Below are 15,309 nucleotides of genomic sequence, written 5' to 3' on the forward strand. Positions count from 1 at the left end.
AGGCGGCACTCAAACCTATCTCTTAGAGCGTGTTTTCAAATTGACTGAAACATTGAAAAAAGGTACCGCTCCCGTTTTGGGAAACAACCAAGGAGGGAGCGGTACCCATGACAACGAGTCGCGCGAAGTATGACACGGATCTCACCGACGAACAATGGCAAATCATTCGAAAGCAATTCCCCGCAGCCAGCAATCGCGGACGGCCGCAAACCATCTGTCGGCGGGAAATCATCAATGCGATTCTGTACATCAATCGCACTGGCGGCGCGTGGCGTTTGTTGCCGCACGACTTTCCGAAATGGCGCACGGTTTACATCCTGTTTTGGCGATGGCGAAATGACGGAACCTGGGAACGGATTCACGATGCGTTGCGAAAACAAGTCCGCAAAGCTGCCGGCAAAAAGCCTACGCCGACGGCTGCGGTCATCGATAGCCAAACGGTCAAGACGACCGACGTCGGTGGTGAAAACCGCGGTTATGATGCAGGGAAAAAGATCTCCGGCCGCAAGCGTCACATTGTGGTCGACACGTTAGGCATGGTGCTGGCGGTCGTCGTGCACGCTGCCGATGAGCAGGATCAGCACGGCGGTTTATTGGTGCTGTATCGCGTGTGGGAAAAAATGAAAGGGATCAAAGTCGTCTTCGCCGATTCGGCATATCGCCGCAACGGCGTTCCGGATTGGGTGAAGTTAACGCTGGGTTGGACGGTGCAAACCGTGCTGCGTCCGGTGGGCGTGAAAGGGTTTGTGGTGTTACCCAAGCGCTGGATCGTGGAGCGGACGTTTGCCTGGTTGGGAAAGTGCCGACGGTTAAGTAAGGATTATGAACGGACGGTCGAGTCAAGCGAAGCAATGGTGCACATCAGCATGCTGCAACTGATGTCACGGCGGTTGGTGGAGGCGAGGATTGGATTTTGAAAACACGCTCTTAAAAAAAACGGATTCTGCGAGCTTTGCGGGCGGCGTCTAAAAAGCAAGCGGTTAATCGATCGAGGTTATGGGCCGACTTGCTATAGGCGTTGCCAAGCCGAATTGAAAAAGGCAGGGGTTGACGAGGAGTAAAACGCAATAAAGAATGCCCGCGTCTAGGGCTGGTGAACGGTGGTTGATATTTCGCCTCGTCGGCCCTAGACCTCCGACAGTCGGTTTCTAAAAGCCCCACCTGGCGAAAGCTGGGTGGGGCTTTTTTCGTTTTCAAGGGGGACAAATGGACTTCCTGGATTTGGCCAAGGTCGTTTCACAGTTGGGAGTGATGCCGGTCCTTGTGCTCTATTTCGTTTATCACAGCATGCGCCGCGAAAAGCAGTTGGCGCAGCGGATTGCTGAGGTCGAGTCGTTCAACAATTCCGAGTTGATGGAATTGATTACTGATATGAAATTGGCCCTCGCCGATTCGGCGCGGGCGATCGAAGCGAACACGGAGGTCATGCGACGGTTAGGGCACCAGTCTGAATGATGAGGGCAAGGCCTTGACGGAATTTGGATGGTTGCTGGTCGGTTTTATTTCAGGCTGGGTGACCGGACGGTACTTCATACCGAAGGCGTGAAAATGAATCACTTGCACACGACGGCTGTCGTTTTCGAAGCCGCGCTGACGATCGGGAGAATGATTCAATGGCTGATTTGAACGTGAGCGATTTGGCGGATGAGGTGGCTCGACTCCGATCCAACAGAGATCGTTACCGTCCGAAGTACGAAAGTGCCTGCACAGAACGCGATCGATTACGGAGTGTCAATGCCGCCATGTCGCGGCGGATTCACCAAGAGCATCGCCGGTTTGAGATTGCGGGTGTGGTGGCCGTCGACATGGCGACCGCTGTCGGCTTTCTTTGGATCAGTGCTCGTATTGAAAAACCGCAGTTCGTGCCTGTGGGAAACCAAGGGGTCGTCGCGCCGTACGGTTCACCAGCTGATCCCCAAGAAACTCCCCATCACATCCTGGCAAGTGTGCGGCTTGCCTGGGGTGGTGGTTCCGCGACAGTCATTTCCAAAGGTGAGCGGGCCAGTGCAGGTATATCTTGTTGGCATTGCTTCTCGAATCAACGTCCGGGGTATCGTTTCAAAGTGCAGTTCCCTTACGGTGGCGAGTCCGATTGCGTGTTGATCGCGAATGACCGTGAGAGAGACCTGTCGGCGGAGTATTGAAGCATTACGAAACGTGAGCAGCTTGATACCAGATCACATAATTCGATGCCACGATAATCTTTCACACCAGCCCCCCTCAACGTCAGAAATAACAAATTGGTAATCGAATAGTTCTCACGCCACGAACGACCCGGCAAATTTCGTCGGTGGTACGAACGTGCTCCGTGAGTATACCATCGCCCACGTCCACGCGACTGCGCTCGACGTACGCGTCCGGCCATGAATACGTCCGCTTCGTGAATTCCGCTGTATCTGCAAAGCCAAGACAAACAACTAACCAACCGTTACCCTCATACCACCTTGGTCATAAACGGGGGCATTCCTATGTGGGCACATCGATTTCATCCATCCATATCCGGTTACGTATTTCAAAAAAAACCACGCTCCGCCACAAAGGCTGAACGTGGTTTTCGATTCCAATATCGTTGTTTGTATTGTGTTGGTTAGTTCGACGGATTAGGTCGCAGAGGATTTCCTCCGTTGAGGAGATAGCTCTCGGCCCAATCTTGTTTCCTGCGATCGTTTCCGGTTTCAATAGTCTGCAGCCAAGAAACCGTGACAACTAGAGGTCCGTTTGTAGCGAGTTTTAAATGACTTGGATATTGGTCGCCTGGAGTCCATTTGATCGTCAAAGTCCGAGTTGAATTATCCTTAATGACAAATATGTTGTGCGGTGTGGGCTCTGGACTCAGCCAATCTGTTCGGTTAACGCCTTGATTGTCGAATAGTAGATAGTGCGAGACGGTTATATCTTGGGAAGACGTGTTGGTTAGAGAAACAGTTATAGTGCTATTTGTCGGATTTACGGCCGCCGCCAATGGCATTGTAATTAGGGGAAGTCTTTTTTTATTCGCAGCCTTACGGTTTTGATGAGCATTAGCCGTTACAAGCAAGCCCACTGTGCTCAAAAAGAATGCAAGTGCCAAGATAAGTTTACTGCTTCGCATCGAGTAGCTCCTTTAAGATGTTTTAGAACCCACTTCAAAATCTCTGTAGTATGTTGAATAAACACGCAAGTTGGGCAAGCCTTGGGAGAAGCGCGCTTGGTCTTGTTGCAAGTTTCCTGAAACTTATAGCTTGGCGAGTGAGCGAACGACGTAGGGCTTTTCCTGTTGGTACCATACGCAGCCTTTACCTTACCTGTGTTCGGGCAGAGCAAAATACAAGAATTCCAATGTTTTCATTTTTATGCCAACCGTGGATTAGTGCTGCTAGACAAAGCGGAATGGAACTTCGGCAACAAGACTTGAAGATGACAGAGCGATGAATATCGTAAGGTAGGAACGCATCCCGGATGGTCCCAATCACACTGGTAAACCGCTACAGAAAGACTGTGATAGAAGGTGTTATCACCCAGGTTTTATGCCCAGCTATCCACACGGCTTGATGGATTCCGCTAACCCTAATGTCGCCAACTAGAGTCATGCTGAATTCACGATTCGTGCTCGGCTTGCCACCAGCTAACCGGAACCCTTCTTACCCCGATGCAGTTTTCTCTTTAGCTTTAAGATGTTAGGTGCCGTTTTGAGGGCGGGAAGATTGGACTGCACCGGCGACCATTGCGAGGGAGTTGCGTCGAACATGACTGGTGTGAGCGGTGTTTTCGCGACCTCAGTCTCTCCATCAGGTGCGAGGAGATCGGCCAGCTGCTTGTTCCGTTGCCAATTTTCCCATGCTTTACGCAGGTCTTGTTTTTGTTGCGAATTGAGTTTCCAGGATAACGGCGGGTGGACATTATTTCCTTCACGTTCTACGCGGAAATCAACCAATATATGATCAAAACGGAGTCCGCGACCTAGCTCTACGGCCATATTTCCCTCGGCGTTTCCATCGGCACTGGCCAGTTCGTATTGCTGAGTAGTCGGGTTTTGACGGACATTCATTTTGACGGCCTGCCAATCAACTGCCTCATGCATGCCGTTGTGGGCTTTCAATTCTGATTTCAAACCCAAGATTTCTTCTTGGAAACTCTCACGGAGTGCGAATAGATTCCCAAAGATGTCGACCTCGAGATCGCCCCGTTCCAGTTGCGTCACGGTCCGGCCACGATAAAGTCCAAGTGCCGGACCGGCCATGCTTTGCAGGTACGGTGGATCTTTTTGAATGGCAGACGCCATCAACGGATCGAGTTCGGCCTCCTTGACCTGCTCGGGAGCTGGAAACGGCGCGATTCTCAACAGCAGGACTTGATCGAAGGGGCACGTATCCCGGTGGCCATCGTAATACAAATCAAGTTGACGGATGAGCTCTAGCGCCGTAAGCAGTCCCTCATTGTCAGTGTATCCGCCGTCAGCCAAGTGGCAGTTCGTCAACAAGTGTTGCGAATAGTGGTAGGCCGTCTCCAACGCTGCATGGTCATATGAGTTCGCAATGCAAGTTGGCGAAACGTACGGGAAAGACGCCGATATCCTAGCGGCAGTCGAGAGTTTCATTTGCATACCTAACGCCCCGGCGAATTCCGTATACGCTAGCGGCAGGCGGTCGACGTCGGGCCCACGCAGTTGAAAGGGCGCCATCCAGATGCGCTGTCCGGTAGTTGTGCTGAATGCATTGAAAACCACTGCAGGGAGTTCTCCCGCCTTCACTCGAAATGCTAGGTGCCCCAATCGCCAATCAGCTCGCTGCCAGTCGGTGACAAAGTGCGGTTCACCTTTCTCACTAAAGCGGCGGAGATTCATACGATCGGCCCAAACCTGCTCTTGGACCCAGCCGCGGTCGTAGGTAGGATCACGCACGATGCCGAAATTCCGCCATGTATCTGGAAACAATAGCCCCCAGCCAACCGCTTCCAAGCTCGAACGCGTCGATTGGTCGATTGCATCACCTAATAGGAGCCGGCGAAACTGCTCGTCATCCTCCTTGAAGGAATCCATCAATTCGGGATATCTCGTTAAAAACTGCAATGCACCAACGCTTCCCCCCGAAACGGCGCTTACTACTCCAATTCCGCCGACTAGTTCATGAAGTTCCGGGTGTTCCGCAAGCCCGCTGAGCACCGTCGTCGTCCAGCCGGACGCCTGAATACCGCCTCCAGCGGCTGTCACCACCACAAACGTTCGATTAGGCACTTCACCGGGCCTAGCAAGTTTCTTTTGGCGAGTGGCCCACCCTTCAATCACTTCCTCAAGTGTAATGGGAACCGCGAGAAAATGGTCGCTCACCTCGACATCGACATCCTCATCGAAGCCATCAGCCGCCTTCTGATTTTCGACATAGATTGGCGCAGGTGCGACTGGATAGGTATGGTCGATGAAAAAGCTTGGAAAGAGCCAATCGATCATTGTGGCAGCGAAAAAAACGACAGCGACGAACCAACTAGTGGGAATCCGAAACCGGTCGAGATAAAACGCCATTCCCGGAACAATACCTATGAACACCATCAGCAAGCCGACCAAGTAAAACAGCGTGCCAAAGGGGCCATAGTCACTGGGAATCCAGCCAATGTTTCGCATGGCCCATTGTCCGAAAGTTAGGACAAGCAGTTGGATTATCAGCAGTATCAGCGTGAACAAAATCAGCGGCCCGTGACCAACCGTCTGTAAACGTAGCTTGACAGGTTCAACTTCTTCTTGCCGCTTCACCCAAACAGTCGTTTCGGCAACATAGCCATCGTTCAATCGCATCTTTGTCAAAATTTCAGCGATCCAACGCCCCATGCGTAACGAAACGCCGGAGAGCGGGTTTGCTTTAGCAGCCGTCTCGTCTTTACTTGCCAGCCTTGCCGAGCCTTCCGGACGACGCCAATATCGATTGAAGTCAAACGGAAAAAACCGCGGGTCGTGCACGTTGGCTGTGACCAGTTTTCGGTTCATGAATGCCACGAAATACAATAATTGCAACGCGACAAGGAAGCCGATCAACATGGCCGCAACGAATGCGAACGGATTTGCCATGTCGGCCGCTTTGGTTTCACTCCAAGTAAACGCCAAACTTGAGAAAGGGATGGGCAATCCAACCAAGAGCCAGCTAAATCGGCGGATACTCCAGATCCACCCGGTGGTATTTTCCGCAAAACGTTTCATGCTGGGGTCATTGAACCGAGCCGCAGCATTGTAGAGGGTCGTACGAAACGTCATGATCACCATCGCTGCTGCCAGGAATGAGATCCACGTCAAGGTCGCCATGCGTGCCGGCGTGCTTTGAATGTATACGGCTGTAATAGTCGGGGTGGGTAGGACCCAAGGAAGCACCCCGAGGCAGATGAGGACAATTCCTGCAGCCAGACTGAACCGTGTATAGAACAGCAACCTCAGAAACGCCAATCCGACTCTGCGGGTTTCCTCATCGCCACTGGGAGGTGGAGGAGTGGACGCAGCCGGAGGTTGCTCAGACGTATTCTCGCGAATGGGATCGACCATTTTACGCACCTATTTTTGCACGCGGTGAAGAGCCATCATGGAAATTGTTGCTGAATTGTACTTGTCTCAATCATCGTCCGCTTTTACTCGAAACGAGATCAGTGCCATTTGGTGGTCAGACAGGTACTCATCATGAGCAACTGGCTCTGTCGCCTGCAGAATGTACTGTCGAGCAAAGACAAACTCAGGCTCGTCCGAAAGAAAAAACCTATCGAAAGGCGCGCCCCGGCCCGAGCCAATGAAAGTCGTGGCATCGAGGCTGTTAGTATCTCGGTACCCTGCATTACCGAAAATTTCCGCAGCGTCTTCGTCCGCAGCCAAAATGTTCGTGTCGCCACCGACGATGATGTCCTTGTCATCACCAAAATGTGCTGATACGGCAGCCAATTGGCTAACGAGTGCATTGGCTTCTTTCTTGCGAGTCGCTCGTCCCTGGGCTGCGCTACCAAAATTCGATTTCATGTGAACTGGAATGAAGACAACATCTGTCTTGCCCGGGGCGTAAGAGAGCTTCACGGCATGTGGTCGCCGATCCCAAATGCGGTTCGCGTTCGATCCTGTGATAGGAATTGGGAAGGCTGCTCCGTCGCGTATAATCTGTTTCGCGTTCCAGGCTACTCCGCAAAGCTGGGTAGAATCGTTGGGGTCGCGATTGGGAAATAGTTCATATTTCCAATCCACATCGTCCTCTTGACTTAAAATCGCAAACGCTGTGTCCAATGCGTCGTTGCGACGTGAATCGTCATAGGGCGTCGACGTGTCATCAGTTACTGTCGTAGTTACGTCGATTTCCTGCAGTCCAATTACGTCCGCGCCCGAAAGATCGATATGCTCGGCGATGGCAATTGGCTGTTGCCCCGGTGATCGTGACCCTAGACGCTCGATATTGAACGTGCCAATGCGAAAGAAGTCAGCAGCGGAAAGCGAGCAAGGAAAACTTACAGCGAGAACCACAACAGCAGATAAGAACTGACGCTTCATGATTGGTGTCTCCAATTTGTATGCCATTCGAATTGGTATGTGAACAAATCGCAGAATGAGCGGATGGCTCTTAGCAGTGAACTTCGCGCGATTGCCACCTAGGGGGGCAATGTGACGCGATGTACGGCAGTCTGGAATACCGTCCATGAGAACAGCTGAACCATAATCCAAGTCGCTGTAGCCCGGTCGCACCATCTTCTCATGGGGGCACCTCCCATAAATAAGCGCTTCGCGCCGGATGGTCATAACACGTACTGGAACTGCAGGTGGAAGTCGAATGCTCGGCGCGAGCATCGTTGCTGGTTCGTGTGTTGCTACGTAAAGATGCTACCGTCGCATTATACGGGACACAAGAACGTTCTTTCTGGGGTTTACCATTAGATAGCGTGGCATGACTGCCTTTAGTTGGCCGAGGACGGTTTGGTTTGGGGTGCGGCGATCCGGGTAAGTACCATCCCATCGAATTCTCAGCTGTATCGCAGCCAACATTCGGGTGATTGTTACGTTCAAACTACCGGGATTAACCAATGCCGCATTGTGTTGTTCATTCCTGTTGACATCCAAACGCCCGCCAGAACCGAACTCGTACTTCGAACGTGTTATCTGTGGTAGAGAAGCCGTGCTCCAACGTTTAACGATTGTCGCTGCCCACTCAAAATGTGTCGAAAGCTCCATTGGCTATCGGAATCAAACAAATCACCCGACTAATGCAAGCTCGAGATGCAATGAGATACAGACAAATCGAAGCGAATTTGCGTTGAATGCTGGCAACTTCGAACCCATCAAGAGAATCCACAACACTAGAAACCCGCACTTTCAATTTAACGTCGTAGCAATCGCAATCTAGAACCGGGCCGTGGTAGGGGCTGGTCGAATCCCAGCAAACGACTTTGGCGGTGAATTTGTTCGTGTTGGATCGGTAGGCGAATACGCGATCCACGAATGAATCACCAACCCGATACTTCGCATAACCTCCGGTGAATTCTCATCTGAAGTGCGCTCGATGTCATGGCCGCGTAAACTGAGAACTTGCCAAGCACCCGGTCGTTATCGAGAATTCCACCTCTTTAATAGCTCTTGATAACGGGAATCTTGTACTAAACGGCTATCTGCCACGCCGATTTTTTCAAGCACGCCATCAATGCGATTATGCCAGTTTCGAATCTCATCAGACATCACCGTGTACAGGACCGTTAATATTGGACCGGGATACTGTTGGATGATTGCATCGGCTTCGCCTCCAAAATGTAAACGAAAATGGACGCTCGAAGGAACCTTCGACAAAAGCGGGAGAACGACGTCCACCAACCGAGGAAACGCCTCGACGTTCGAAATGAGCAATCCACACAATCGATTGGTCATCGTCGGTGTTTTGACCGCTATTTGACGAGGCCATACATTGTCGAATAATTCGACTGCATCGTCCAACCAAACGGTTCCGTCGTTTACCGGATCGTCGTTCAGCGCTCCTTGAAACTGCCCAATCACATGAGATCGGAATTCGTCCCCTGCATGCAAGAGGACGTGTCGGAACTCGTCATTGGACACCAAACGCTCACCGTCCGATTGATCACGGCTAATCCAGCCCGAAAGGATCTCAGATGCCAACGCTTGAATTCGCCCTTCCTGTGACGCGCCCCCGCATTTCGCAATCGACAACAAACCGGGCTTTAGTCTTGAGTAAAGCCCAACGGTATTCACTCTTGGATTCCAGAGGAAGCCAGCCCAAAAGGCTTCTTGGTCGTGCTGGTCTTCCGCGTCGAGGATCGATAAAAGATTGTGCGACGTCCATTCTGGTACGTGATGGTAAAACCAACCCAGATGGTGCGTCATTGTTGCAATTGCCTGTCGGCGAGGATTATTGCCCACGGCCAAAAGTCTCTCGAGTTGAATCAACCAAGTCGCAGATGGCGATGTATCAATGTCGTCACGTTCTAGCCATGAATTGTCGAATATCGCCATTGTAATTTGGCCAGAGGAGGATTTAAGTCCATCCGTCACCCAATCGCGACTGCGCCCCGTGGTCAGATGTGACGATTCATCTTCTTCCGGGTATTGATGAATGACTCCGATGAGTTTTGAAGTCAATTTGTCAAACGACTGTGGATAGCCCGAAGATAGGGGTTTGGTGACTTCTCGGAGCCAGCATGATGACGGGTATAGGAGTGAGCTTAATACCTCATCCGAAATACGACAAAGCCGCTCGGCAACTGGCGCGATGAGTTGTTGGCGACGTGCATCTGTTTCTGAATCCGGCGTGGTACCAACCGCCTCAAACGACGAATAAAATGCTTTCCACGCCCAAATCGGAAACTCACCATGGCGAGCTGCATGAAGGAGAGCGAGATAGGCGCGACGCGGGCGACTATCACAAAGCCCCTTGAATGGTTCGTGATTCTCAAAGGTGTTTTGTTCGCTTCGCCCCGTCAGATTCTCGGCGACCGATAGAATCGATGAAATTGGTTCTTGCAACAACAACTCATGTTCTGTAATTATCGCTACAGGGCTGAATTGCGTTTCCGTCGAATCCACCGCGCGCCGTGCATGCTCGGGCTTCCAGGTAGGTGCTGCCACTCGAAGAATCTCAATTTCTGCATGCACATCAAAAGCAAATATGCAACCTTGGCCAGCGAGCCATTGAAGACGATTCAACGTAAGTCGAGCCTTTCGCTGCGTGAACACTGTATCGTCTTCACTGTCGCGTTGTTTTGGACCTTGGAGCAAGCGAGTTTCGATTCGACTTCGTGATTTGTCTGAAAGTTGTGTCCAGCGGGTAGCGAGCGATAGCAGAAGATCTCTTTGGTGACTCCAGTCCCAAAACTCCTCGTCACTCATCTCCATTACAGCAGTGTAGAACATGTGCGGAGATGCGAAGTCAAGATTGCCGCTGGCCCACACCTTTAGCCTGCTGAAGATTGTATTGCTGCCCTTGGGCCAAACCGAATATTCTTGTCGCGCCTTTGTCTTGTCGCATTGGCACAATTGCTCAAAAGTCGAAGCAAACCAAAGGATATAACCCGACAGACCATTCTTACGAGTGTGACTGCTCACCTGCGCATTTTCGTCGGGGACGATGGGGCTAATACGAAATAGTTCAGGATCATCCAGCTCATTGCACAGATGAACAGATAGTTCAATGTTCGTGCGAAAGCCACTTATGACGTCGCCCAAATACTCGATGGGAATTTCGATGTCTAGTAGGGGAACGGGACACTCGACTCGAAATCGACCCAAATCTCTCAAACGAACCTCTGCGTCATTTGGGGGAGGGATTGGACCAGACATTGAGGCCGGTGAAGCATTAATGTACGGACGAGTGACTGTGACGAACCTTCTTGCGGCATAGGGACTCCATCCGTCGCGGTCGATCGTCGCATTCAGGTCGTACCAGTCGCGCTCGGTACGTTCTTCGCTTTGATCCCAAGCGGCCACCAAATATCTCCAAGCTTTTTCAATTTCAGGGCAAACGTCCTCCTGAGAGAGACGAAGTCTCCACAGGATCTCCCTGCGAACACTAGGATGTAGCGGGTCCTGCATTGAGGCCCACCACACCGACGCTGGCTGACTCGCTACAGATGCTATCCAAGATCCCAGATGCGACAATCGACTCGGTAGCTTTAGGAGATGCGCCGTATCGTGACCTCGAATGGCAGGTGTATTTAGGTTGGAGATGGTACGGAGGTCATAGTTGTTAGCCGTGAAAGCATCCCAAGCATCGGCTGGAGCTTTATCCGTCAGGAAGGGACTATCGTCGCTTCCCCTTTCGGGCACTTTATCGGAATCGAGCCCGTACAAATCGAACGGGTCGATCACTGGTTCTTCGGTTTTAAACCAGTGGCGGCGTTGCGGGCGGGCATAGCGGCATGATGGATCAAAAACACACAGCCATTCCGCAGGCGGCACTGCCTCAGCAAATTCTCGAGCACCGTCGCACGCTGAAACGATGTGGGCCACTTGTCCTCGTTCATACGCTTGTAAACGCTGCGGGCCATTCATCGCTTTTGCAATCGTGCTTTGACGCCACGCAGTCGGATCATCAGAACGTTTAGCCCATAGCTCTAATGAGTCCCAGAGGGAACGGTGACTATCCAGTGGATCGTACGGAATTGCCTCAACGCCCTTATGGCTCCAACGATCAGCAGTCTCCCCTGACTCCTGAGCTTGGAAAGCATAAAGGAGTCGCGACAAACCCTTATTGCGACGTAACCCTTCAAGCAGGTAATTTATGGGCGGATCATCCGCAGAATACCCCACGAATAATACGACATATCGGTGTACGATCTCACGGAAGAATTCTGCAGCCCAGCCTTCAGAGAGATAGGCATGTCCAAAATCTGAACTGGACAACACAAACTCATTTCCATCGGCACCGGTGTATTCATCATTTACGCGACCGTGGAGATAGACGATGCGATCCAACTCATCGTATTTCGCGACGTCCGGCAAGCGAGGGGGGCAGACGCACTCGACATCGCGACCACATTTCTCAAACAATCTGTCAAAATTCGTGGTTACGAGCTGTATTTTGGCATCGCTCGTTGTTGCCAATCGCAATAGTATCTTATGTGCTGATGTATCCGGTTCAGCATTTCCGATCAGTGCTTTCGCCACGGCTGCTTGGATTTCAGAAGCCGGAAAGTCTCTCTCTAGAAGCCCAAAGACACGGTCGACAGAGATTAGCCCCGGAACGTCAATGTCGCGTCCTATCTCACGGACTTTAATAAGCACTTTGCGAGCATCGCTGTCTTCTTCGTCACCAAGTCTGTCAATTACGTCCTCAGCAAGCTCAAAGAAATCGGGCAATTTGGCTCGCTCGCGCGAAACGCCAGAGCCGCAGAAGAATACGACGCGCCCCTCGTCACGCGCATTTAGGAGCTCATCAGGTATCGAGGGACCATTAGAGGTGAAGCGCATATTGATTTGAATCCCAAGCAAGTCGAACAACACAATGGGATCATATTATCAAATAATTGCCGCTAAATACCTGCGCTCGTAAGATTTTCTGTGGGTTGGAGATACTTGGCCCATCTACAGCGACAAAATCCCCCGCTTGTCATAAACGCTCGTGCACACGTCCTGCGTGCTCGCCCGGTCCAACCCCATGATCAACGCCACGATGCCGTCGATCCGCTCCACGCTCTTCTTCTTCGACGGCTTCCAGTTGTCGGCGGCGTCGGTTTCGATCGAGACGTTACCGGCCATCCAACGTAGCACCGGGTGGCCGGCATGGGCTAGTTTTCGAGAGAGGACCACCTCTTCAAGCTTCTTCGTCGGCGAGCTCATACTGGCGTAACCCTGTCCGAAGGCGACCATCTCGAAGCCGTCTCCTTCCAATTGCGTCGCCAACTGCGTGGCGTTCCAGCGGTCGATGGCGATTTCGCGGATCTCGAATTGCTCATTGAGTTCGTTGATCCGGCGGCGGATCACATCATAGTCGACCACTTCACCGGACGTCGCCTCCATGTGGTCGTCACGAATCCACTGCACGTACGGAACACGGTCGCGGCGTTCCCGTTTGCGGGCGCCTTCCTCAGGAACCCAAAAGTACGGTAGCACATCGAACCGCCCTTCGTCCTCATCCGGAAAGACCAGCACCAACGCCGAGACATCGGTCGTGGACGAGAGGTCCAACCCGCCGAAGCAAACTCGCCCACGCAGATTCTCCAGCGGCGTGCCGCAAGCATCCCATTTGTCCATACTGAGCCACCGGACGTCTTGCTCGGTCCATTGATTCAAGCGGTAGCGGCGGAATGAATTCTCCTTGGCGGGGGATTCCTGGGCTTCGGTACAGTCCTCAGCGAACTGGTCCGCGTTGATCGTGATTCCGAAACTGGGGTTGGCTGTTCTCCAGACGTTGGGATCGGTCCAATCTGCCTCGTCGTTGGCCGCAGCGACGAATGGAAAGAACGAGGTATCCTCAATCGTGCCGTCGAGCACCTTGAGTGCGTAGTCGTGTTGTTCCCAACAGATCGAGTGCCGATCGTAGCCGGCGGTTGTGATCGCCAATTGCAGCGGTTGCCGACGAGAGGCCCCTGCGTAGCGGAGCGTGTCCCACAGATCCCGTGTCCGCTGGGCGTGCAGTTCGTCGATTAGAACCGCGTGCGCATTGAGACCTTCCTTGGCCGGCACATCGGCCGAGAGCGCCTTGTAGAACGACCGCGTGCGGTGATACACGATCCGCTTGGTAGAACGTACCACCTTCAAACGCCGGGAGAGGTCGGGCGATTCGTCGACCATGTGCGCCGCTTCGCCATAGACAATTGAAGCTTGGTCACGGTCGACGGCAGCGGAATAGATCTCTGCGCCCGGTTCATTGTCGCCGACGAGTAGGTACAGGCTCAGCCCGGAAAAGAGCGTGCTCTTGCCATTCTTCTTGGGGACCTCGATGTAACCGCGACGAAACCGCCGCGTCCCGTCGGGACGTTTCCAGCCGAATAGCGGAGCGACGACCTCTTGCCATTGCCATTCCAGCAGGTCGAACGGTTGACCCGCCCATTGCCCCTTTGAATGTCTGAGGAACTTGCGGAAGAACGTGCGGACGCGCTCGGCAGCATGGAGATCGAACCAGCAACCATCAGCAACCGCTCGCTCATCGGCGGACGTGCGTATCCAATCCGACGTCCGGGAATCGACCTCAAGCGACATCAGCCAGCCTCCAGGAACAGGTCAAACTCATCCACCGCACCAGCACCTTCGGGTAATTTGATCCGACTGCGGCTACTGGGCGTGAGGCCAAACTCAACCATCAACTTTCGCATTGCTTCCATCGCCTGATCCGCGACAGTCAGATACGGCGATTTCATCGGGAATCCCTTGGCTGGCGATTTCACTATCGTGCCGTACTTTTTGACTTGCTCTTCAGCATGCACCCAACGGGAATAGGCCACGCAGTAAGCTGCTAGGGCCGAGCGATCGGCCAAGGTCAGCAGGCCCATGTCTATGAGCACTTTCGCCGTACGGAACCATTCGGCACGAGCCACATCGTCGAGATGCTCCGGGCAGTCGGGAACCTCGGGGGGAGCATGCGGTTCGCGAGCATTGAGCGGTCGTTTACCCGGATTTCCCTCCAATGTTTTCAATGCTGTTGGCTTCGGTTTGCGACCTCGCATGACATGCTTTCCAGCATCAATTGATGCGAAACGATGCTTTACCCAGCTTCACACCCCCCGGTCTCTAATTTCGCGGAAAAACACGCATCGTTGGCGATGTGGTATGGGGGGTTGAGTCCTTAGGGATCTAAGGTACCCCCCTTAGGGACCCGGTCATCTTTCCACCGGCAGCGACCCGGTCAGCATTCGGCGCGGTGGCCCCGGCCGCATACTTCCGTTTGTCCTCATCCGTTTTCAACTTGTGATGCCGACGGCAACGCGTCCGCAGGTTGTCGAGATCGAGTCGCAGGTCGGGGCGTACCTCGATGGGAATGATGTGATCGACTTCTAGGTTCCGCGTATTGACCACCCCCTCGTCGAGGCAGTCCTCGCAGTAGGGATGCCGTTTGATATGAATGCGTCGCACCTTCCGCCAACGTTCGTCGTAGCCACGCTGCGCCGGTGTGCTACGCCGTTCGTCCGACCAACGGTGAGATGCTTCGTGGCGGTGTTCGTCGCAGAACCGGTCCCGCGTCGTGTTGGGACAACCGGGATGGCTGCAGCGGGTTTTAAGCTTTGCGGGCATGCGAACGTCCTCCGTAGAAACCATTGCAGACATTCTATGCGGCGTGCCACGTGGATAAAGACCGAATCGCTGCCAATCACAGCCCACGCCCAAAATCATTCCGTATCTAGCGTTCGGCCACAGAAAAACTTTCGTTCTCCAACTCCAACGTG

At 52.8% G+C, this 15,309-nt stretch carries 10 protein-coding genes and 1 pseudogene; 4 read left to right on the top strand and 7 right to left on the bottom strand.

The annotated features are described in order from the left end of the window. Positions 1 to 107: 107 nt before the first annotated feature. The 4 genes and pseudogenes from Mal52_RS13250 (at position 108) to Mal52_RS13260 (ending at position 2,144) form a co-directional block, all read left to right on the top strand. Positions 108 to 917 carry an IS5 family transposase gene (locus tag Mal52_RS13250; RefSeq protein WP_145376686.1) on the top strand — a complete coding sequence of 270 codons (810 nt, stop codon included), beginning with the start codon at positions 108 to 110 and terminating at the stop codon, positions 915 to 917. Positions 918 to 947: 30 nt separating this feature from the next. After that, positions 948 to 1,061 (top strand): annotated as a pseudogene (locus Mal52_RS30500) (DUF6011 domain-containing protein); the annotation flags it as partial. Between the two features lie 145 nt (positions 1,062 to 1,206). Next, positions 1,207 to 1,455: a hypothetical protein gene (locus Mal52_RS13255; protein ID WP_145376687.1), complete on the top strand. Its 249-nt coding sequence runs from the start codon at positions 1,207 to 1,209 to the stop codon at positions 1,453 to 1,455. A 158-nt stretch (positions 1,456 to 1,613) separates the two neighbouring features. Further along, the gene (locus Mal52_RS13260; RefSeq protein WP_145376688.1) at positions 1,614 to 2,144 is read left to right on the top strand and encodes a hypothetical protein; all 531 of its coding nucleotides are present in this window, start codon (positions 1,614 to 1,616) and stop codon (positions 2,142 to 2,144) included. Between the two features lie 443 nt (positions 2,145 to 2,587). Here the strand turns inward: Mal52_RS13260 and Mal52_RS13265 are convergent, their stop codons facing one another. From Mal52_RS13265 to Mal52_RS13295, 7 genes are all read right to left on the bottom strand, one after another. Beyond that, entirely contained in the window at positions 2,588 to 3,091 is a 504-nt protein-coding gene (locus Mal52_RS13265; RefSeq protein ID WP_145376689.1) for a hypothetical protein, read from the bottom strand. Between the two features lie 513 nt (positions 3,092 to 3,604). Further along, positions 3,605 to 6,502, bottom strand: coding sequence for a hypothetical protein (locus Mal52_RS13270; protein WP_145376690.1), 2,898 nt, complete (start codon positions 6,500 to 6,502; stop codon positions 3,605 to 3,607). Between the two features lie 66 nt (positions 6,503 to 6,568). Then, positions 6,569 to 7,483: an endonuclease/exonuclease/phosphatase family protein gene (locus Mal52_RS13275; protein ID WP_197534882.1), complete on the bottom strand. Its 915-nt coding sequence runs from the start codon at positions 7,481 to 7,483 to the stop codon at positions 6,569 to 6,571. Positions 7,484 to 8,530: 1,047 nt separating this feature from the next. Beyond that, complete coding sequence (locus Mal52_RS13280) at positions 8,531 to 12,430, bottom strand: SIR2 family NAD-dependent protein deacylase (RefSeq protein ID WP_145376692.1); 3,900 nt, start codon at positions 12,428 to 12,430, stop codon at positions 8,531 to 8,533. Positions 12,431 to 12,511: 81 nt separating this feature from the next. Next, complete coding sequence (locus Mal52_RS13285) at positions 12,512 to 14,128, bottom strand: terminase large subunit (RefSeq protein ID WP_145376693.1); 1,617 nt, start codon at positions 14,126 to 14,128, stop codon at positions 12,512 to 12,514. Next, a complete protein-coding gene (locus Mal52_RS13290; protein ID WP_145376694.1) occupies positions 14,128 to 14,592 on the bottom strand; it encodes a phage terminase small subunit P27 family in 465 nt (154 codons plus the stop codon). The genes Mal52_RS13285 and Mal52_RS13290 overlap by 1 nt, the downstream gene beginning before the upstream one ends. Positions 14,593 to 14,719: 127 nt before the next feature. Beyond that, positions 14,720 to 15,157, bottom strand: a complete 438-nt coding sequence (locus Mal52_RS13295; RefSeq protein WP_197534883.1) for an HNH endonuclease — start codon at positions 15,155 to 15,157, stop codon at positions 14,720 to 14,722. Between the last annotated feature and the right edge of the window lie 152 nt (positions 15,158 to 15,309).

Origin of the sequence: Symmachiella dynata (genome assembly GCF_007747995.1) — a bacterium.
In the GTDB taxonomy this organism is placed as follows: domain Bacteria; phylum Planctomycetota; class Planctomycetia; order Planctomycetales; family Planctomycetaceae; genus Symmachiella; species Symmachiella dynata.

Excerpts from the sequence above, each read along its gene's own strand:
- Mal52_RS13255 (WP_145376687.1), top strand. The coding sequence starts at position 1,207 with ATGGACTTCCTGGATTTGGCCAAGGTCGTTTCACAGTTGGGAGTGATG.
- Mal52_RS13270 (WP_145376690.1), bottom strand. The coding sequence starts at position 6,502 with ATGGTCGATCCCATTCGCGAGAATACGTCTGAGCAACCTCCGGCTGCG.
- Mal52_RS13290 (WP_145376694.1), bottom strand. The coding sequence starts at position 14,592 with ATGCGAGGTCGCAAACCGAAGCCAACAGCATTGAAAACATTGGAGGGA.
- Mal52_RS13265 (WP_145376689.1), bottom strand. The coding sequence starts at position 3,091 with ATGCGAAGCAGTAAACTTATCTTGGCACTTGCATTCTTTTTGAGCACA.
- Mal52_RS13260 (WP_145376688.1), top strand. The coding sequence starts at position 1,614 with ATGGCTGATTTGAACGTGAGCGATTTGGCGGATGAGGTGGCTCGACTC.
- Mal52_RS13285 (WP_145376693.1), bottom strand. The coding sequence starts at position 14,128 with ATGTCGCTTGAGGTCGATTCCCGGACGTCGGATTGGATACGCACGTCC.
- Mal52_RS13250 (WP_145376686.1), top strand. The coding sequence starts at position 108 with ATGACAACGAGTCGCGCGAAGTATGACACGGATCTCACCGACGAACAA.
- Mal52_RS13275 (WP_197534882.1), bottom strand. The coding sequence starts at position 7,483 with ATGAAGCGTCAGTTCTTATCTGCTGTTGTGGTTCTCGCTGTAAGTTTT.
- Mal52_RS13295 (WP_197534883.1), bottom strand. The coding sequence starts at position 15,157 with ATGCCCGCAAAGCTTAAAACCCGCTGCAGCCATCCCGGTTGTCCCAAC.